Origin of the sequence: Alkalicoccobacillus porphyridii (assembly GCF_007293315.1) — a bacterium.
GTDB lineage: Bacteria > Bacillota > Bacilli > Bacillales > Bacillaceae_D > Alkalicoccobacillus > Alkalicoccobacillus porphyridii.
On sequence record NZ_VLXZ01000006.1, the window covers coordinates 71,721 to 91,817 of the forward strand.

At 42.2% G+C, this 20,097-nt stretch carries 18 protein-coding genes; 17 read left to right on the top strand and 1 reads right to left on the bottom strand.

Going from position 1 to position 20,097, the window contains the following annotated elements; genetic code table 11:
• Nucleotides 1-123: 123 nt before the first annotated feature.
• The 13 genes from FN960_RS11140 to spoVM all read left to right on the top strand — a co-directional run bounded on the left by FN960_RS11140 (nt 124) and on the right by spoVM (nt 15,945).
• A complete protein-coding gene (locus FN960_RS11140; protein WP_143848803.1) occupies nt 124-2,829 on the top strand; it encodes a calcium-translocating P-type ATPase, SERCA-type in 2,706 nt (901 codons plus the stop codon).
• Between the two features lie 1,216 nt (nt 2,830-4,045).
• Nucleotides 4,046-4,309 carry an extracellular matrix/biofilm regulator RemA gene (gene remA / locus FN960_RS11145; RefSeq protein ID WP_143848804.1) on the top strand — a complete coding sequence of 88 codons (264 nt, stop codon included), beginning with the start codon at nt 4,046-4,048 and terminating at the stop codon, nt 4,307-4,309.
• A gap of 31 nt (nt 4,310-4,340) precedes the next feature.
• Nucleotides 4,341-4,955, top strand: coding sequence for a guanylate kinase (gene gmk / locus FN960_RS11150; protein WP_143848805.1), 615 nt, complete (start codon nt 4,341-4,343; stop codon nt 4,953-4,955).
• A gap of 4 nt (nt 4,956-4,959) precedes the next feature.
• On the top strand, nt 4,960-5,181 hold the full coding sequence (gene rpoZ, locus FN960_RS11155; protein WP_143848954.1) for a DNA-directed RNA polymerase subunit omega: 222 nt from the start codon (nt 4,960-4,962) through the stop codon (nt 5,179-5,181).
• Between the two features lie 84 nt (nt 5,182-5,265).
• Nucleotides 5,266-6,474, top strand: coding sequence for a bifunctional phosphopantothenoylcysteine decarboxylase/phosphopantothenate--cysteine ligase CoaBC (gene coaBC / locus FN960_RS11160; RefSeq protein ID WP_143848955.1), 1,209 nt, complete (start codon nt 5,266-5,268; stop codon nt 6,472-6,474).
• 2 nt (nt 6,475-6,476) lie between these two features.
• A complete protein-coding gene (gene priA / locus FN960_RS11165) occupies nt 6,477-8,873 on the top strand; it encodes a primosomal protein N' (RefSeq protein ID WP_143848806.1) in 2,397 nt (798 codons plus the stop codon).
• Nucleotides 8,874-8,892: 19 nt separating this feature from the next.
• Nucleotides 8,893-9,828 carry a methionyl-tRNA formyltransferase gene (fmt, locus tag FN960_RS11170; protein WP_143848807.1) on the top strand — a complete coding sequence of 312 codons (936 nt, stop codon included), beginning with the start codon at nt 8,893-8,895 and terminating at the stop codon, nt 9,826-9,828.
• Nucleotide 9,829: 1 nt separating this feature from the next.
• Entirely contained in the window at nt 9,830-11,167 is a 1,338-nt protein-coding gene (gene rsmB / locus FN960_RS11175; RefSeq protein WP_143848808.1) for a 16S rRNA (cytosine(967)-C(5))-methyltransferase RsmB, read from the top strand.
• 16 nt (nt 11,168-11,183) lie between these two features.
• Nucleotides 11,184-11,945 (top strand): Stp1/IreP family PP2C-type Ser/Thr phosphatase, encoded by a 762-nt coding sequence (locus tag FN960_RS11180; RefSeq protein WP_143848809.1) that lies wholly within the window; start codon nt 11,184-11,186, stop codon nt 11,943-11,945.
• A gap of 5 nt (nt 11,946-11,950) precedes the next feature.
• Nucleotides 11,951-13,972, top strand: a complete 2,022-nt coding sequence (gene pknB / locus FN960_RS11185) for a Stk1 family PASTA domain-containing Ser/Thr kinase (protein ID WP_143848810.1) — start codon at nt 11,951-11,953, stop codon at nt 13,970-13,972.
• A 127-nt stretch (nt 13,973-14,099) separates the two neighbouring features.
• A complete protein-coding gene (gene rsgA / locus FN960_RS11190) occupies nt 14,100-14,981 on the top strand; it encodes a ribosome small subunit-dependent GTPase A (RefSeq protein ID WP_143848811.1) in 882 nt (293 codons plus the stop codon).
• Between the two features lie 2 nt (nt 14,982-14,983).
• The gene (rpe, locus tag FN960_RS11195) at nt 14,984-15,640 is read left to right on the top strand and encodes a ribulose-phosphate 3-epimerase (RefSeq protein WP_143848812.1); all 657 of its coding nucleotides are present in this window, start codon (nt 14,984-14,986) and stop codon (nt 15,638-15,640) included.
• 224 nt (nt 15,641-15,864) lie between these two features.
• On the top strand, nt 15,865-15,945 hold the full coding sequence (gene spoVM / locus FN960_RS11200) for a stage V sporulation protein SpoVM (RefSeq protein WP_143848956.1): 81 nt from the start codon (nt 15,865-15,867) through the stop codon (nt 15,943-15,945).
• A 43-nt stretch (nt 15,946-15,988) separates the two neighbouring features.
• Here spoVM and rpmB read toward each other — a convergent pair whose 3' ends face one another.
• Nucleotides 15,989-16,177: a 50S ribosomal protein L28 gene (gene rpmB / locus FN960_RS11205; protein WP_143848813.1), complete on the bottom strand. Its 189-nt coding sequence runs from the start codon at nt 16,175-16,177 to the stop codon at nt 15,989-15,991.
• Between the two features lie 206 nt (nt 16,178-16,383).
• Between rpmB and FN960_RS11210 the strand changes: the two genes are divergently transcribed.
• The 4 genes from FN960_RS11210 (at nt 16,384) to sdaAB (ending at nt 20,082) form a co-directional block, all read left to right on the top strand.
• A complete protein-coding gene (locus FN960_RS11210) occupies nt 16,384-16,746 on the top strand; it encodes an Asp23/Gls24 family envelope stress response protein (protein WP_143848814.1) in 363 nt (120 codons plus the stop codon).
• 22 nt (nt 16,747-16,768) lie between these two features.
• Nucleotides 16,769-18,460, top strand: a complete 1,692-nt coding sequence (locus FN960_RS11215; protein WP_185971008.1) for a DAK2 domain-containing protein — start codon at nt 16,769-16,771, stop codon at nt 18,458-18,460.
• Nucleotides 18,461-18,489: 29 nt separating this feature from the next.
• Nucleotides 18,490-19,356 carry a DegV family protein gene (locus FN960_RS11220; protein WP_143848816.1) on the top strand — a complete coding sequence of 289 codons (867 nt, stop codon included), beginning with the start codon at nt 18,490-18,492 and terminating at the stop codon, nt 19,354-19,356.
• Between the two features lie 63 nt (nt 19,357-19,419).
• Nucleotides 19,420-20,082 (top strand): L-serine ammonia-lyase, iron-sulfur-dependent subunit beta, encoded by a 663-nt coding sequence (sdaAB, locus tag FN960_RS11225; protein WP_143848817.1) that lies wholly within the window; start codon nt 19,420-19,422, stop codon nt 20,080-20,082.
• Nucleotides 20,083-20,097 lie beyond the last annotated feature (15 nt).

Sequence of the window (20,097 nt, forward strand, 5' to 3'; positions counted from 1 at the left end):
CATCACCTCTTTTAAAAACTCACTTCCACGAGTATAGCATGTTTTGGGGAGTGACTGAATAAGATGGCTTGTATAAGAGACTGGCTTGGCCAAATAAGCTGAGGCAAGATGCGAGGTGTCTAGATGAGTTGGTATCGTGATGAGGTGAAAGAGGTAATCCGAAAGGCTGGAACAGATTCAGATCAAGGCTTGTCAGAAAAAGAAGCAAAAAAAAGGCTGAAACAAGTTGGCCCAAACAAATTAGATGAAGGCAAAAAAATATCGGCTTTGCTTGTATTTATAGGGCAATTTAAGGACTTTATGGTGTTGGTACTTCTTGCCGCAACCTTAATTTCCGGTTTAATAGGAGAAGTTATTGATGCCATTACTATTATGTGTATTGTTTTATTAAATGGTGTATTAGGCTTTGTCCAAGAAAGAAGAGCAGAAAAGTCGCTCGATGCACTTAAAGAGCTTTCTGCACCACAAATGACTGCTAAACGTGATGGACAGTGGGTTAAAGTGCCTTCTATTGATATTGTTCCTGGCGATTTGGTAAGAGTTGAAAGTGGGGACCGGATAAGTGCAGATATCAGATTAATTCAAACGAATGAGCTGAGAGTGGACGAGGCTTCACTAACAGGTGAATCGGTACCAGTTCAAAAGAATAGCCAAAGCTTGATTGAGGAAGAGTTGGAAGTTGGCGACCAAGAGAACATGCTTTTTATGGGAACAATGATTACTCAGGGAAATGGAATTGGCGTTGTAGTTGGTACCGGAATGAAAACGGAAATGGGGAAAATTGCACATCTTCTTCAAACTACAGAAAGTCAAGTTACTCCATTACAGCTCAGACTTGAACAACTAGGCAAAATGCTGATTGCAGTGGCCCTTTTATTAACCGGTTTGGTTGTAGTTATAGGACTTTTGCAGGGACACGAGCTTAATACAATGTTTTTGAGTGGTGTATCTCTTGCGGTAGCGGCTATCCCTGAAGGATTACCAGCGATTGTGACTGTAGCACTGGCCTTAGGAGTGCAAAGGATGATCAAACGAAAGGGCATTGTTCGGAAGCTTCCGGCGGTGGAAACTCTTGGCTGTGCTTCTGTCATTTGCTCAGATAAAACGGGCACCTTAACTCAAAACAAAATGACGGTCACAAAGCTTTGGAGTGGTGGTAGGTTCTGGGATGTGACGGGTACAGGATTTGAGCCTAAAGGAAGCTTTGTAGAAAATGGTAAGGCTATACAACCTATTCAAACACGAGAGCTTGCGCAGTTATTAAGCTTTGGACTTTTATGCAGTCACGCTACCATTACAGAACAACAAAAGGATTCGCGGTTTGGCCGAGCAAAGACACAGTATGTGCTTGATGGTGATCCAACGGAAGGCGCGATGGTTGTTGCAGCATTAAAGGCGGGCTATAGCAAGGAAGGGCTAGCTAAGCAATATCAAATCGTACAGGAGTTTCCGTTTGATTCAACACGAAAGATGATGAGTGTGATTGTAAAGGATCGATCTGGCCAACGCATTCTAATCACAAAAGGAGCACCGGACGTTGTTACAGGAAGGTCTTCGCAAATGATCGACCAAAATCGTACAAGAAAAGTAGATTCAAAGACAAGAAATGAACTAGAAAACGCGATTGCAGATATGGCCAGTCAGGCTTTGCGGACCATTGCCATTGCCTTCCGTGTGCTATCACCCGGAGAAATCCTTTCAAACGTAGAAGAGGCAGAAAGTAGGTTAACACTTATCGGCATTCAAGGCATGATTGATCCACCAAGACCAGAAGTAAAACAGTCGATTGCAGAATGTCACGAGGCTGGTATTCGCACGTTAATGATAACTGGAGACCATAAGCTTACGGCCGCTGCTATCGCTAAACAACTGAATATTCTTCCCGATGGTGGAAAAGTTATGGATGGACAATCATTGTCTAAGCTCTCTGATCAAGAATTAGCCGCGTCTATCGATGATATGTATGTCTTTGCCAGAGTCTCACCTCAGCATAAGCTGCGTATCGTCCAGGCTTTGCAGGAAAATGGACACATTGTTGCGATGACAGGTGATGGAGTTAATGATGCTCCGGCCATTAAAGCCGCGAATATCGGGATTGCTATGGGCATAACCGGCACAGATGTTGCGAAAGAAGCGTCTTCCTTAATTCTTAGCGACGATAACTTCTCTACTATTAAAGAAGCGATTAAAGAAGGTCGGAACATCTATGAGAACATTCGTAAATTCATTCGCTACATGTTGGCTTCTAATGTTGGAGAGATTCTGGTCATGCTGTTTGCGATGATTCTTGGATTACCTTTACCTTTAGCGGCCATTCAAATACTCTGGATTAACCTGGTAACGGATGGTTTACCTGCAATGGCCCTAGGTATGGATCAGGCCGAGGGTGACGTAATGAAACGTAAGCCTAGAAGTCCAAATGAAGGAGTGTTTGCAAGAGGGTTAACGTGGAAAATTCTTAGCAGAGGATTTATGATAGGGGCGGTTACTCTCGCGGCATTTTGGATGGTGTACCAAGAACATGATGGAGACTTAACGCGAGCGCAAACCATTGCTTTTTTAACCTTGGTTATGGCCCAGCTCATTCATGTGTTTGATTGTCGAAGCGAATACTCTGTCTACCACCGGAATCCATTTGAAAATATTTATTTAGTCGCGGCTGTACTAATTTCAACAGGACTTATGCTTGCGGTTATTTACATCCCGTCATTACAACCGATCTTCCATACGGTACCAGTATCATTGCGCGAATGGTTCCTAGTTTTAGGATTAGCATCTATTCCAACGGTGGTCCTTGGTGGATTCCAGCTACTGAAACCAAAAAAATGAGGATAGTTGGTACAGATAGAGTCCGTGCAGCAAATTAGTTTTGTATCTTCGGCTGCCGCTCCCGAAAATGGGGGCACGCTTACCGCGGGAAGGTAATGAGCTAACCCGACTCCGTCGATTTATCTCATTGAACCTTTTCATCCCGCAGGTGTCGGCCCACCATTTTCGTCCGCTTGTTTAGATAGATGTTGGAATTAGTATTTACGCAATCATAAGGTAATGAGCTAACTCGACTACGTCGATTTAGCTCAATGAACCTTTTTATTGAGGCCACCGAAAAAGAAGCTTTATATGAGTTAATCTTCTTATCCAAAAAATAGTACTCATTTCTGTAAGAAACGTTTGTCATTTGTTTGATTAGAGCAGTAGCGGAAGGAGAACCCGTAGACTCCTGCGGAACAGAACGCGTCTGAAGACATCGAAGTGGTGGTTTTCCACTTCGAGGGCTGAGGCCGTTCCCGCGGAAAGCGTAGGGTTCTCCTGTAGCGGCGCCTTTTAGCTCATTCTTTCATGACTTTTTCAGTGACCTCCTTTTCATCCGCTTGATGAGTGGGTGATGTCACGGATATGAGAGAGATGACATATGAAGAGTTTACGTAACTCTAAACATATAAAGGAATGAGGGTACATGAGACTGTCAATTCTTTGCTCGTCACTCCCGAAATGGGGGTATACTGAGAGGTATCCTCATGCCCGTTTTGTCGAGGCAACTACAAACTGCTTATAAATAAACAACAGCCCTAACTTAGGTAGCAATGTGGCTCATTTGTCTGATCGGGCAAATGAGCGGAAGGAGAAAACGTAGACTCCTACGGAACAGAACGCGTCTGAAGACATTGAAGTGGCGCCCTTCCACTTCAAGGGCTGAGGCCGTTCCCGTGGAAAGCGAAGTTTTCTCCTGTAGCGGTGCATGAGCTCATTTCTAGATGACTCATTTTTAGTAGCTATTAAAGCTTGTCGATGATCTCGGATTTTCGACAAGTTTTTTTATGTTTGCCCCCTTAAAAAAGATCAATTGTTTAGAATTCAAGAAGAAGACTTGTTGTGAAACAGAAAGTCCGTTAAAATAGAAGGGATGCGCCGCATTACATAGATACATTAGCACCATCTATGATGGTCGATATTAGGTAATTCGTATATAATAGGAATTATTTGGTATAATAGCAGAATAAGAGCAAGCGTAGAGACGGGATCAATTAGACAGGGGGATGCCATTATGAGTATTCAATTAATAAATATAGGTTTTGGCAACATTGTTTCAGCGAACCGAATTATCTCCATCGTGAGCCCTGAATCCGCACCAATTAAGCGTATCATTCAAGATGCGCGTGACCGGAATATGCTGATAGATGCAACATATGGACGGCGGACACGAGCGGTAATTGTTGCTGACAGTGATCATGTTATACTAAGTGCTGTACAGCCGGAAACCGTGGCTCAACGATTAACCGTGAAAGAAGACAACAACGACGATTCATGAGGTATGAGTTTACATTGGAGGTACAGTAGCGATGAAAAAAGAAAAAGGCCTGCTCATTGTATTGTCAGGACCCGCGGGAGTAGGAAAAGGAACTGTCTGCAGTGCCTTGCGCAGTAAGAACACTGACATTCAATACTCAGTCTCTGCCACCACAAGAAAGCCAAGAGCTGGTGAGGTGGATGGAGTTAATTATTTTTTTAAGAGCCATGATGAATTTCAAACGATGATAGCGAACGATAAGCTGCTTGAATGGGCAGAATACGTGGGCAACTTTTATGGGACGCCTGTCGATTATGTTCGCGAGACGTTGGATCGTGGACAAGATATTATTCTAGAAATTGAAGTTCAAGGTGCGATGAAAGTACGTGAAGCATTCCCAGAAGGTGTTTTTATCTTTTTGATGCCACCGAGCTTGGCTGAGCTACGTAAACGAATTGTTGGTCGTGGAACAGAGACAGCAGAAGTCATTGATGCCCGAATGACTGTAGCAAAGGAAGAAATCGATTTAATGAAGATGTACGATTATGTTGTAGAAAATGATGCAGTGGAGTTAGCTGTTAATCGTATCCGATCTATTGTTACGGCAGAACATTGTAAGAGAGTCCGTTTAATTGAAAAATACAAAGAACTTGTGGAGGTTGAATAATCGTATGCTATATCCTTCGATTGATTCTCTAATGGAGAAATTAGATTCAAAATATACATTGGTGACTGTATCGGCACGACGTGCTAGAGAGATTCGTGAAGATGTGCGCAGAGGCCCGCTGGTTCAAGAGCCGCAGTCCTATAAATCAGTTGGAATGGCACTTGAAGAAATTGTTGAGGATCATCTCACATTCGAACGTCATCAGCCAGAAAATACTGTAGAATAGCCTTAATGAACAACCTATTTTTGCGAAAATAGGTTGTTTTCTATTATAGTAAGAGTAGACTTAATGATGAAAGAGGCGGGGACTATGCTAGCAGGAAAGAAAATTCTACTTGGTGTGACAGGCGGAATTGCCTCCTATAAAGCTTGTGATCTTACAAGTAAGCTTGTACAAGCAGGTGCGGAAGTAAAAGTAATGATGACACAATCTGCACAGGAATTTGTAAAGCCTCTTACCTTTCAGGCTTTATCAAGAAATCCTGTTTACATAGATACGTTTACAGAGCCAGACCCAGAGAAAATTGCCCATATTGATATTGCTGATTGGGCAGATGCTTGTGTCATTGCCCCAGCTACTGCAAATATGATTGCAAAGCTGGCAAATGGATTGGCTGATGATATGGTTTCGACAACGGTACTAGCTACATTAGCGCCGGTGTATATAGCTCCTGCAATGAACATCAATATGTACAATAATCCTGCCGTACAGGAAAATATGAAAAAGCTAGATTCGTTTGGATACCAGCTTTTTGACTCAGAAGCCGGATATTTAGCATGTGGATGGGTAGGTAAAGGAAGAATGGCTGAACCTAAAGACATTCTAAATGTTTTGCAGGCATCTTTTGAAGAACCAGACCCTTTCTGGAAGTCAAAGAAAGTGTTAATCACAGCCGGACCTACTCGAGAGGCTATTGACCCAGTTAGATATTTTTCAAATCATTCTTCTGGAAAAATGGGTTATGCCATCGCTGAAGCAGCAGCGGCAAAGGGAGCAAAGGTCGAACTCGTTTCTGGGCCAACTAATTTAGAGCCTCCTCCTGGTGTAGTGATTAAACAGGTAATTACAGCAGAGGAAATGTATGACTCAGTGACGGCCAGCTTTTCAGAAGCTGATGTCACGATTAAATCTGCAGCTGTAGCAGACTATCGTCCCGTAGAAACCTATAATCAAAAAAGAAAAAAGAACGATGAACAATGGAATGTAGAACTCGAATCTACTAAAGATATTTTAAAAACACTAGGAACACAAAAAACGACAGATCAAATATTAGTCGGCTTTGCGGCGGAATCTGAAAATGTAGCTTATTTTGCCAAGGATAAATTAGAAAGAAAGAACTTAGATTTGATTGTGGCGAATGACATTTCAGCCGATGGTGCCGGATTTAATCATGATACAAATGTCATTACGATTTTTAATAAACATGGTCAAGAGCAAGCATTCCCGATGGCTTCAAAGAAACAAACAGCGGAACATATTTTAGAAGCTATCAAAAGCTACACTGAGGAGCAGCATTAAATATGATTGCGAGGACAATTGTTGATGTACCCGCTGCGCAAACGGATCGTCTCTTTGATTACATCATCCCGGATCATCTCGAAGAAATTGTAAGGCCGGGTATGCGAATCGTTGTTCCTTTTGGACCGAGGCTTATTCAAGGATTTGTGATAGAGGTAGTCCAAGAGAGTGACGTGCAAAAGCTAAAGTCTATTGAAGAGGTATTAGATCCTACTCCGGTCTTAACCGATGAACTCCTAACACTTGGTGAATGGCTAGCTGAACAAACCATTTGTTTTCGAATTAGTGCGTATCAAGCTATGCTTCCAGCTGCATTAAAAACGGCCGTCACCAAGGAATTACATCTATTAACAGAGTTAAATGAACTACATCCGTATCTTCAGCCATTGTTTAAAGAGAAGCGTACCATTCTATGGAAGGACGCTGTAGATGCTCTTGCTGGCCATCTAAAGCATGTGAGAAATGCCTTGGATCAAGGACAGCTTGCCGTACATTATGTAGTGAAGGAAAAAGGGAAAAAGAAAACGGAAAAATGGATAAAGCTCGCTGATTCAGCAGATGAAACCAAGGTAAAGGAAAATGCTCATAAGCAACGAGAACTCCTTTTATATCTTAAACAACAGGATAAAGCACTAAGATCACAGGAAGTGCTCTCTGCAACAAAAACGACGCGAGCTAATCTAAAAGCTTTAATCGACAAGCATCTGGTTGTTGAGTGGGAACAGGAAACCTATCGAGATCCCCTTCAAGGTGTTGAATATAAGCAAACACCAGCACTTCCGTTAACAGATGAACAACAGCAAGTATTTACTCCTATATCAGAATCCGTATTAAACAATCAAAGTGAGACATTTCTCTTACATGGTGTGACTGGAAGCGGTAAAACAGAGATCTACCTACAAACCATCGAACAGGTATTAAATCAGGGAAAAGAAGCGATTATGCTTGTTCCGGAGATTTCACTGACCCCACAAATTGTTGCGCGTTTTAAAGCTAGATTTGGAGACGAGGTAGCGGTTATGCACTCCGGACTCTCGACAGGAGAAAAGTACGATGAGTGGAGACGAATTCATAGAAGTGAAGTGAAGGTGGTTGTAGGTGCTCGCTCAGCTGTATTTGCTCCTTTTTCAAAGCTTGGACTTATCATTATGGATGAAGAGCATGAGATGAGCTATAAACAGGAGGATATGCCGAGGTACCATACAAAGGAAGTGGCGATTAAACGAGCAAACTATCATCAGTGTCCGGTTATCCTTGGAAGTGCGACACCTTCATTAGAAAGCTATGCTCGTGCAAAAAAAGGCGTATATACCTTACTTTCCCTCAAGCATCGTGTTCATAATCGCCCCATGCCAACAGTTGAAATTGTTGATATGCGAGAAGAGCTTCGTGCGGGGAATCGGTCCATGTTCTCGACTTCCTTGATGGAAGCACTTAAGACAAGGCTTGAACGAAAAGAACAAAGTGTCCTGTTTCTCAATCGTCGAGGATATTCAACCTTTGTGATGTGTAGAGACTGCGGCTATGTTCCGCAATGTGAGCATTGTGATATATCGTTAACGTACCATCGCAGTAATCATTCACTAAAGTGTCATTACTGTGGACATGAAGAAGCGATGCCAAGTGTTTGCCCTGAGTGTGAGGGAGAGCATATCCGTTTCTTTGGAACGGGGACACAAAAGGTGGAAGAGGAATTAACACGTGTATTACCTGAAGCCAGAGTAATTCGGATGGACGTTGATACTACTCGTACTAAGGGAGCCCATCAGAAATTATTAGACGCATTCGGCCATGGAGAAGCGGATATTTTGCTAGGGACCCAGATGATTGCCAAAGGATTAGATTTCCCTAATATTACGTTAGTAGGTGTTTTAGCAGCAGATGCCATGCTGCACATCCCTGATTTTCGTTCTGGTGAAAGGACTTTTCAGCTTCTGGAACAGGTAAGTGGACGAGCGGGAAGACATGAACAGCCAGGTGAGGTGCTTTTGCAATCATATACACCTGATCACTACAGCATTCAGCTTGTAACAGAACACAATTATGAAGGGTTTTTTGATTATGAAATGGCTCAAAGAAGAACAGCAGAGTATCCCCCCTACCGATTCATGGCACTCATCACAGTATCAGATCCAGATCTTCCAAATGTCATAGAGAAATCACAAAAAATTGCTGATTATTTAAAAAGAACGATGAGCAAAGAGACCGTTGTACTTGGTCCTGTTGTCTCCCCCATCGCCCGTATAAAAGATAGATATCGCTATCAATGCATGATAAAATACAAAAATGAACCTAGAGTGATTGAGGCATTACAACAGATCTTAAGGCACTATTTACGAGATACAACTCAAGGTAACTTACAAATTAGTTTGGATATGCATCCCTACTTTTTTATGTAAGGTGAAAGGTAGTGTGAGAATGAATATAGTATTTATGGGTACGCCTGATTTTGCTGTGCCAGTGTTAACAATGCTACATGAAACCTATCCAGTGAAGGCGGTCGTAACACAACCAGATCGACCTGTTGGACGAAAAAAGCTATTAACTGCTCCTCCAGTCAAAGTGGAAGCAGAGCGTCTAGGTTTACCAGTTTTTCAACCCGAGAAGATACGCACAGAATGGCCGCAAATCGCTGAGCTTAAACCGGATTTAATTGTGACAGCTGCTTTTGGACAAATACTACCTAATGAATTACTTGAAGTACCACAGTATAAATGTATCAACGTTCACGCCTCTCTGCTTCCGAAATATCGTGGAGGTGCTCCAATTCATCAGGCGATTATTGATGGAGAAACTGAAACAGGCATTACCATAATGTATATGGTGGAGAAGTTGGATGCTGGTGATATTCTTAGCCAGGTAAAGGTCCCAATAGACTCAGAAGATAATGTAGGAAGTTTGCATAACAAGCTGAGTGAAGCGGGTGCACCGCTTCTGATAGATACCATCTCGAAGCTTGTTAAGGGAGAATTGACACCTATTAAACAGGACGAAAGCAAGGTTAGCTTTGCTCGAAACATTACGCGTGAGATGGAAAGGCTTGATTGGACGAAGGATGGGTATGATTTGCATAACCAGATTCGTGGTCTCTGCCCTTGGCCGGTTGCCTATACAATTCTGGAAGGAAAGCATTTGAAGGTCTGGAAGGCTACCACGATACAGGATGAATCCCTGCGCACACAGCCTGGTGAGATTGTCCAAATGAATGACGATGGCATTGTAATTAGCACGGGGAGCGGACCATTAATAAGTGTATCTGAACTGCAGCCAGCAGGAAAAAAGCGGATGGATGCGTCGTCCTTCATAAGAGGAGTAGGATCAAGGCTGGCTCTTGGAACGAAGTTAGGAGAATAACATGGGTATAACAGTTAGAGAAGCGGCACTGGATGTATTATTAAAGATTGAAAAAAATCAAGCATACAGCCATTTACTATTAAATGAAACTAGAAAAAGCGCGGGGTTAGATCGTAGGGACTCAGCGCTTTTAACAGAGATTGTATATGGTACCATTCAACGTAAGCTTACACTTGACTATTACATGAAGCCTTTTCTGAAAAAAGGCTCAAAAAAGCTTGATACTTGGGTTTTAGTCCTGCTAAGACTGTCCATGTACCAAATGATTTATTTAGATCGTGTACCCGAGAGAGCGATTGTGCATGAAGCTGTAACCATAGCTAATAAGCGTGGTCATAAAGGAATAAGTGGCATGGTGAATGGGGTCCTTCGAGCGTTTCAACGTGCTCAAAGACCTGCATTTGAACAAATTGAGAATCCTCTTGAGCGCTTATCTATCTCCACGAGCCATCCAGAATGGTTACTTAAGCGTTGGATTGAGCAATACGGTGAGCATGAGGTAGAGAAGATGTGCGCTGAGAACCTATTGCCCGCTTCTTTAAGTATGCGGATAAATACAACAAAAACGAATAGAGAAGATCTGTTACGAGAGCTTGAAGAAGAAGGAATTGAAGCACGAGCTGCCGAATTGTCGGAAGTGGGTATAGTTATCGAAAAGGGAGCCGTATTTGAATCTAAGGCGTATCTTCAAGGAAAGATGACTGCGCAAGATGAAAGCTCGATGCTTGTGGCTCAAGCTCTTGCACCTGAGGCTGGTATGGAGATTTTAGATACATGTGCAGCTCCTGGGGGCAAAACTACACATCTTGCTGAACTCATGAATAATCAAGGCAGTGTACAAGCCTTTGACTTGCATACTCAAAAGATAAAACTAATAAAAGATCAGGCACATAGACTCGGGCTTTCTATTATTAAGGCTGAAGCTATGGATGCTAGAAAGCTTGTTCATCATCAACCTGTGTATGACCGGGTCCTGGTGGATGCGCCATGTACTGGTTTTGGTGTGCTTAAGCGCAAACCGGATATTAAATGGGCAAAATCAGAGCAGGATGTTAAGCAAATTGCCAAAGTTCAAGCAGATATTCTTGCAGCAGCAAGTACATGTGTGAAAAAAGGCGGACGTCTTGTATATAGTACATGTACAGTGGATAAAGCTGAGAATGAGGGGACGGTTCAACAATTCTTGCGTAATCATCCTGACTTTGTTCTTGATGAACAGTTGTCAAATCGATTGCCCTTTGAGCCTGAGGCAAATCGTTATCAAACCGGTATGCTAACCGTGCTGCCGCAAGACTATCAATCAGATGGATTCTTTATAGCAGCACTTCTGAAAAAATAAGAAAAGAGGTGGATAAATGACTGCCAATTTAGACTATGTTTTTCAATCAGACGTTGGACAAGTAAGATCACATAATGAGGATTCTGGAGGAACCTATGCTACGGAAGCTGGACTGCTTGCTTTTGTTGCAGATGGTATGGGTGGACATCGAGCAGGAGACGTGGCAAGCGCCATGACATCACGCTTGTTAAAAGAAGCATGGATGGAGTTAGAGACTCCACTGGCGGCTACAGAGGCAGAAAGCTGGCTGAGGCAACAATTTAAGGATATTAATCAGGCTGTGCATGAGCATGCTAATAATCATGAAGAATGTCAAGGAATGGGTACCACACTTGTTGCTGCCATTTGCACAGACGAATATGTGGCTATTGGACATATTGGAGACAGTAGAGCCTATCTTCGTACCGATGAAGGTTTTTCACTAAAAACAGCCGATCATTCATTAGTAGAAGAGCTTAGAAGAACCGGTCAAATCTCAGAAGAAGAGGCAGAGAATCATCCGCGTAAGAATGTACTCCTGCGTGCACTAGGCACGGAGCCTTCTGTTAAGATGGATGTTACTACACTCCCTCTAGATGGGGCATGTGACTTACTGCTTTGTTCAGATGGGCTTTCCGATAAAATTTCTCTACCTGAAATCAATGATATCCTCTTATCTAAGGATACAGCTGAATCGGTATCACAATCCCTCATCCAGCTTGCGAATGAGCGAGGTGGAGAAGACAATATTTCTATAGCTCTCGTTCGATTATATTCTTCTATGGACAGGACAGGGTGACGTCAATGATAGGACAAAGAATTAGCGATCGGTACGAAATAATAGAGAGTATTGGCGGCGGAGGGATGGCCAATGTCTATCTAGCGTTAGATCTTATATTAGATCGTCATGTTGCTGTCAAAGTGCTTCAGCCTCAATTTTCGGATGATGAACAGTTTATTAAACGTTTTCGTAGGGAGGCGCAATCGGCCACAAGCTTAGCGCACCCAAACATTGTTAATATTTTTGATGTTGGGGAAGAAGATCAACTGTATTATATTGTCATGGAATATGTGAAAGGGCAGACGTTAAAGGAGCTTATTCAGCAAGAAGGCTCATTATCAGTAGAAGTGGCGATAGATTTCTTAAAGCAAATTTTATCCGCTATGGCTCACGCCCATGCCAATCAAATTGTCCATCGCGATATTAAACCACATAATATACTTATTAGTGAAGACGGAGAGGCAAAGGTAGCTGATTTTGGCATAGCCAGAGCGATGTCTTCCGCAACCATTACGCATACCAATTCGGTTATGGGCTCTGTTCATTATTTGTCACCAGAGCAAGCAAGAGGCGGCCATATCACGTACCGATCAGATATTTACTCTCTGGGTATCGTGTTTTATGAAATGCTAACAGGTATCCTGCCATTTTCCGGAGATACTGCCGTCTCCATTGCCATTAAGCATCTGCAAAATGATATGCCTTCTGTTCGACAGGTAAACAGTGCGATACCTCAAAGTGTAGAGAATATGATTAATCGAGCTACAATGAAGGATCCCGCCGCTCGTTATCAATCGGCAGAAGAGATGGCTGAAGACACGTACACCCTGCTTGACCCTGAGCGGTATGATGAAACTCCTTATGAATACCAACAAGAGGATGATGATGTTACAAAGGCGATACCGATTGTCGGCAAGCTTCCTGAATCAGATGATTTGGAAAAAACGATCGCGGCTGAGCCTACCAAGCCAGTTAGCCCAGTGACTGAATCGGCGCAATCAAAGCCGTTGCCTAAACCTAAAAAGCCAAAGAAACGTAAGAAGTGGCTTGTGATACTGATCCTGACTGCCATTTTCACCTTGGTGGTAGGAGCAAGCGCGTTTGCTATTTTTCCAAATCTGTTCCGGGTAGCAGAGGTTCAGATTCCAGAAGTAGTTGATCGACCAGTTGAAGAGGTGCAACAGGAGCTTGAGGATTTAGATTTAAATGTTGATATTCAAGAAATAGAGGATAACTCTATAGATGCAGGCAACGTTGTTAGTTCTAATCCTCGAGCTGGGTCCACTGTTAAGGTAGGTTCAACAGTTCGCTTGCAGGTAAGTGGACAAGAGGAAGAGATCACCCTTCAGGATTACACTGGTTTTCCAATTGAACAGGCAAAACGATTGCTTGAACAGATGAATGTTACGGTTGAAGAAGTAACCAGAGAGAATAATGACGTTTCAGAGGGCACGGTGCTCAGCCAAACGCCTGCACCAGATACGGTCATTACACCATCCACTGATACAGTCTATTTAACCTATGCTGTTGAAGCGCAAATTACCCTCAGGAACTTAGAAGGTGCTACAGAGGATAATGCGCGGGATTACTTTAATGATGAAGAACTCCGCGGACGGTTTTCTTATGAGTATCATGATACGGTTGAACAAGGTCGAATCATTAGCCAGAGTCCAGAACCATTTGAAATGATTGGTCCGGGTAGTGATGTAGAAGTTGTTGTCTCAAGAGGTCCAGAGGGCTCAAGTGACCCAGACCCAGACGATTCTGAACCGCCAGAGACAGAAGAACCAAGTCGAATTATTGAGGTTAGTCAACCTGTTGAAGTTTCAGAGGAAGAACAAGCAGCAGGTGAGGTCTTTGAGATTCGCATTGTCTATAGAGATGTGACAACAGATGGTGATGATGAGGTATTTGTTGAGGAAGAAATTACTGAATCTAAGACCTATGTTGTTCCGCTTAGAGTGAGTCCAAGCCAATCAGGTTCATTTGATTTATATATTGACGGGCAGCTTATTAAGAATTCTGAGGAGCGCACATATGAGTAAGAGGGCTGGGCATAGCCCTCCCTCTTTGTTTGATAGAGCCGTTACTTTTTGTGAAAAAGTATCGAAATGGTTCATTAGAAAATGATAAGGACGTAACCCTTAATTTTAGAAAAGAAAGAAGGTTTGTATGCCAAAAGGATTAATCGTGAAATCGCTAAGTGGGTTTTATTATGTACAAGACCGAGATTTATACATTCAATGTCGTGGACGGGGTTTATTTCGTAAACAAAACCGAAAACCATTAGTAGGTGATCATGTAGAATATGAAGCCGAAAATAAGACGGATGGCTATATCATGGAGCTTTTGGATAGAAAAAATGAATTAATACGGCCTCCTATTGCAAATGTCGATCAGGCTTTGCTCGTTTTTTCTGCACTGGAGCCAGATTTTAGCCCGCATTTATTAGATCGGTTTTTGGTACACATTGAAGCGTCTAATATTGAGCCTGTTATCATTATTAGTAAGATGGATTTATTAAATAATGAGCAGCTTGCTGTTATTGAAACATACGTAAAAGATTATGAGCAAATAGGGTACCGTGTTCGGGTCACTTCTAATGCCGAGGGAAGTGATATCCAGTGGCTGCTGCCTGATTTAAATGATCGAATTTCAGTAGTAGCAGGTCAATCAGGAGTGGGGAAGTCGTCCCTCCTAAACGCATTAAAGCCTAATTTAGACATTGAAACGGACCAAATTTCAACGCATTTGGGACGAGGTAAGCATACCACCCGGCATGTTGAACTCCTATCCATCGGAAGTGGGCTTGTTGCAGATACACCTGGATTCAGCTCTGTAGAATTTACAGCGATTGAAGCTGAGGACTTAGCTCTATATTTTCCGGAAATGAAGGAACAAATTCCGAATTGTAAATTTAGAGGTTGCTTGCATACGTCTGAGCCTGGTTGTGCTGTTAAGGCTGAGCTTGAGCAAGGAAGAATTAAAGCCTATCGCTATAAGCATTATCTATTATTTTTAGAAGAGATTAATCAACGTAAAAGGAGATATTAAAGATGATCAAAATTGCCCCATCCATTTTATCAGCAGATTTCGCTCACCTTGCAGATGAGATTCGCGATATCGACCAGGCCGGAGCAGATTATGTGCATATCGATGCAATGGATGGTCACTTTGTACCAAACTTGACCATTGGTCCAATGATCGTTAAAGCCATCCGTCCATTAACAGAGCTAACGTTAGATGTCCACTTGATGCTTTCAAATCCTGATTTATACATAGCTAATTTTGCTGAAGCAGGAGCGGATATTATCTCTGTCCATGTGGAAGCTTGTCCCCATCTTCATCGAACGATTCAGTTAATTAAAGAAAAAGGTGTTAAAGCGGGAGTTGTCTTAAATCCAGCAACCCCCGTATCGTCTGTGCTACCTATATTACACGAGGTGGATCTTGTTTTGCAGATGTCAGTGAACCCTGGGTTTGGTGGGCAGACATTCATTTCATCTACGTTGCGTAATATTAAAGAGCTTGCTGATTATCGTCGCACACATTATTTGAATTATGAGATTGAAGTGGACGGTGGTGTGAATGCATCAACAGCAGTAGAGTGTGTTGAGGCTGGAGCGACCGTATTGGTAGCTGGCTCCGCGGTATTTGGAGAGAAGGATCGCACCCAAGCAATCGAGAGCATTCGTCCTACACTTAGAAAATAATAGAATTGGTTCTGTTTGATTCATTTACGGCATAGCATGATGGTAAAGAATAGCTTGACTGTTCTTATTTTGATTATACATTTTCTTTGATTTTCGTTATGAATTAGGAATAGTTTATACCTGCAGGCGATATTAGTAGAAGGTAGAGGGTAATTGGAGAAGTCTTGTATGATCAGTTAGGAAACAAGCTTGTTTTCGGCGATTTTCGCTAAGGAGGAGGAGCCATGAAGTTCTATACCATCAAGCTGCCCAAGTTTATCGGTGGATTTGTGCGGGCCATTCTTAGTTCATTCAAAAAAGCCTAGCAAAAAAGCACCGGAATCCCGGTGCTTTTTGCTAATTATTAGATTACACACGTTGAACTTTTCCTGATTTTAGAGCACGAGCAGAAACATACACACGTTTCGGCTTTCCGTCAACAAGAATACGTACCTTTTGTACGTTAACTCCCCAACGACGTTTTGTTTTGTTTAAAGCGTGAGAACGCTTGTTACCAGTACGAGCTTTCTTTCCAGTAATATGACAAACACGGGCCATGACTTGCACCTCCTTATTCATTCCACCTTACGATGACCATTTCATACCTGAATATCTTAGCATAGGGAAAAAAAGAAAGCAATAGATACTTAGAACTTTATCAAGTGTTACTCCTTGACAGCTTTCTTTGTTCCTATTGTTTCTTTCATATTCAATGAATGTATAGTAAAATATAGCTAATGTGCAGTTTTAAAAGGAGGATTCGTATGTCTATTGAAATGAAAACACAGCTTGGAATGGTAGATGTTTCAAGAGACGTAGTAGCAACTGTAGCTGGGGGAGCAGCAGTAGATTGCTACGGTATTGTCGGTATGGCTTCACAAAAGCAAATCAAGGACGGTTTGTCCGAACTACTTGGAAAAGAGAACTTCCGTCGCGGAGTTGTCATTCGTGAAGTAGAGGAAGACATTCACATTGATATGTATATTATTGTTAGCTACGGAACAAAGATTTCTGAGGTAGCTCATAACGTACAAACAAAAGTAAAATACCAACTGGAACAGATGCTTGGATTAGATGTTGAGTCTGTCAACATTTTCGTGCAAGGTGTTCGAGTGTTAAACACCTAGGGGCGGTAAGGAGGAAATGGAAGTGACGGTTAAGAGATTAGAAGCAAACAAACTTGCTCAAATGTTTATTGAGGGGGCAGATAACCTTTCAAGACATGTGAAGATTGTTGATTCTTTAAATGTGTTCCCTGTTCCAGATGGTGATACAGGAACCAATATGAATCTTTCAATTACTTCAGGTGTCAAAGAAGTGAGAGCGCAAACGTCAAAGGAAGCGGGAAAGATTGCCTCGTCTTTTGCAAAAGGTCTATTAATGGGTGCGCGGGGAAATTCAGGCGTTATCCTATCACAGCTTTTTAGAGGGTTTTCAAAGGCTTCTGAAGGAAAACACTATCTGAGTGCACAAGATCTTGCGCAAGCTCTTGATAAGGGCGTTGAAACGGCTTATAAAGCAGTAATTAAGCCAGTGGAGGGCACGATTTTAACAGTGGCTAAGGATGCAGCAAAGCAAGCCGTTAAGTCAGCCAATAAATCAGATGATGTCGTTCAAGTCATGACGGATGTTGTAAAGGAAGCAAAGGCTTCTTTAAAGCGCACTCCTGACCTATTGCCAGTCCTAAAGGAAGTTGGCGTTGTGGATTCAGGTGGTCAAGGGCTACTCTATATATATGAAGGGTTTTTAGCTGTATTAACAGGAAAGAAGCTAAAGGAACAACAGCCTACAACTCCTAACATGGACGACCTTATAAAAATTGAACATCATCAGCATAATGCCCAGAGTCATATGGCAACCGAAGATATTGAATTCGGGTATTGTACAGAAGTAATGGTTCGATTTGATGAAAGTCGATTAAAAGAACAAGCCTTTCATGAAGAAGAGTTTCGCAATGAGCTAAGTGAGCTTGGTGATTCTCTATTGGTTGTATCAGATGAAGATCTGTTAAAAGTACATATTCACGCAGAATACCCAGGAGAAGTGTTATCTAGAGCGCAGCGATACGGTGACTTTATCAATATTAAGATTGAGAATATGAGAGAGCAGCACACCCATTTACTTGATGAAACGCAAGCTGTTTATGGGAATGCTGATCCTGTTGAAGCTGATAAATCCGAAAAAAGTGAGTTTGGGATTGTAACCGTTTCTATGGGAGAAGGAGTATCGGAGCTATTTAAAGGCTTAGGTGCAGGAGAGGTTATTCAAGGTGGTCAAACCATGAATCCTAGTACTGAAGATATTGTTAGTGCCATTGAAAAGGTACATGCTGAAAAGATCCTCATTCTTCCGAACAATGGGAATATCGTCATGGCTGCTGAGCAGGCTGCAAAGGTTGTAGATGCAGAAGCGATTGTAGTGCCATCAAAGACGGTTCCTCAAGGCCTGGCTGCCATCCTTGCCTTTAATCCTACTCTTGACCTTAAAGAGAATGCTTCCCAGATGAAAGAGGCAATGACATTTGTGAAATCTGGCCAAATTACGTACGCGGTAAGAGACACACAAATTGAAGGACTGTCCATACAGAAGGACGATTTCATTGGGATCTCGGAAAAGAAAATTGTGAACACACATCAAAAGTTAATAGAGGCAGCAAAAGAACTGCTTGCACATATGATTGATGATGAAAGTGAAATGGTAACGGTTCTTGCAGGAGAAGATGTGACAGAAGACGAAACGGAAGAACTGGTGCGATACCTTGAGGAGCAGTTTACTGATGTTGAGCTAGACGTCCATCAAGGAGGACAACCACTTTACTCTTATATCTTTGCTGTGGAATAAGGACACTGAGAATAGAAGGGATGAGATGAATGTCTACAATTCGGATTGTAACAGATAGCACAGCCGATATTCCAAAGGAAATCGTGGACAAGTGGAATATCACAGTGATTCCATTAAATGTCGTGTTTTCTGAAGCGGAATCTTATGAAGATGGTGTGACAATTAGTACAGAAACATTTTATGAGAAGCTTGAAACAAGTGATGTTATTCCAACTACATCCCAGCCTACACCCCATCAATTTGAACAAGTTTACCGCTCTCTACAGTCTGAAGGTGCTGATGTTATCTTTTCTATTCATCTTTCCTCCAAGCTAAGTGGTACGTATCAGGCAGCAACGATTGCTAAGGCCAGCCTAGAGGACGAGAAACTGGATATTCGAGTCATTGACTCTCGCCAGGCGTCTTATGCGATTGGAATAATGGTTGCTGAATTGGCGGAAATGGCTCATGATAATAAGCCACTTGTCGAGCTTGAAAAAAGAGCTGATCAGTTACTAGATGAAACAAAGGTTTATTTCCTTGTGGATACACTTCGTTTTTTACAAAAAAACGGTAGAATTGGGAAGGCCCAAGCTATGGTAGGTTCTCTGCTTAAAGTGAAGCCTATTCTTTCCCTATCAGAGGAAGGGGAAGTTTATCCGTTTGATAAAGCAAGAGGTCCAAAAAAGGCCATCTCGATCATTATTGATACCATTAAGAAGGAATACGGAGATACACCTATTCACATTGGAGCCTCTCACGCCCTGAATCAAGCGCTTGCTGACGAGCTAATTGAGCGCGTGAAGGCTGAATGTCAGGTGGAATCAGTAGTTGTAACCTCTATTGGAGCTGTTATTGGTACACATGTTGGACCCGGAACGGTTTCGATTTCATGTACTAAAGCAGAACATAGTTAAATAGTGTACAAGGCCGGCGCTTCTTATAGGCTGGTCTTTTTTTACTCGTGAAGGAGGAAAAGAATGAAGTATCGCACGGTATTTGATATTATAGGCCCTGTGATGATCGGGCCTTCAAGCTCGCACACAGCCGGTGCAGCAAGGATTGGCAGAGTGGCTAGAACCTTATTTGGTGAAAAACCAAGTGAAGCGACCATACATTTATATGGTTCGTTTGCCCAAACCTATAAAGGTCACGGCACAGATGTAGCTGTAGTTGGTGGAATTCTTGATTTTGATACCTATGATCCTCGTATTCGAGAGTCCTTCCAACTAGCTAAGGCAGAAAACATAAGAATTGAGTTTCATGAAGAAGAGGCCATCACTGATCATCCAAATACAATGAAAATTGTGTTACATAATGATCATAAATCACTGGAGCTAGTCGGAATTTCGATTGGTGGGGGAAAAATTGAAATTATTGAGATGAATGGATTTAAGCTCAGGTTATCAGGGAATCATCCTGCTATTTTTGTGATTCATCACGATCGCTACGGAGTGATTGCTGCTGTTTCGAATTTGTTAGCAAAGCATGAAATGAACATTGGGCATATGGAAGTTTCACGTAGAGAAAAAGGGGAAGAAGCGCTGATGGTAATGGAAGTTGACCAAAATGTTGAACAAGCATTAATCGATGAGCTTCGTTCACTTCCTAACATTAAGCTCGTATCAAATATATATGAATAAGCATAACAAAGGAGA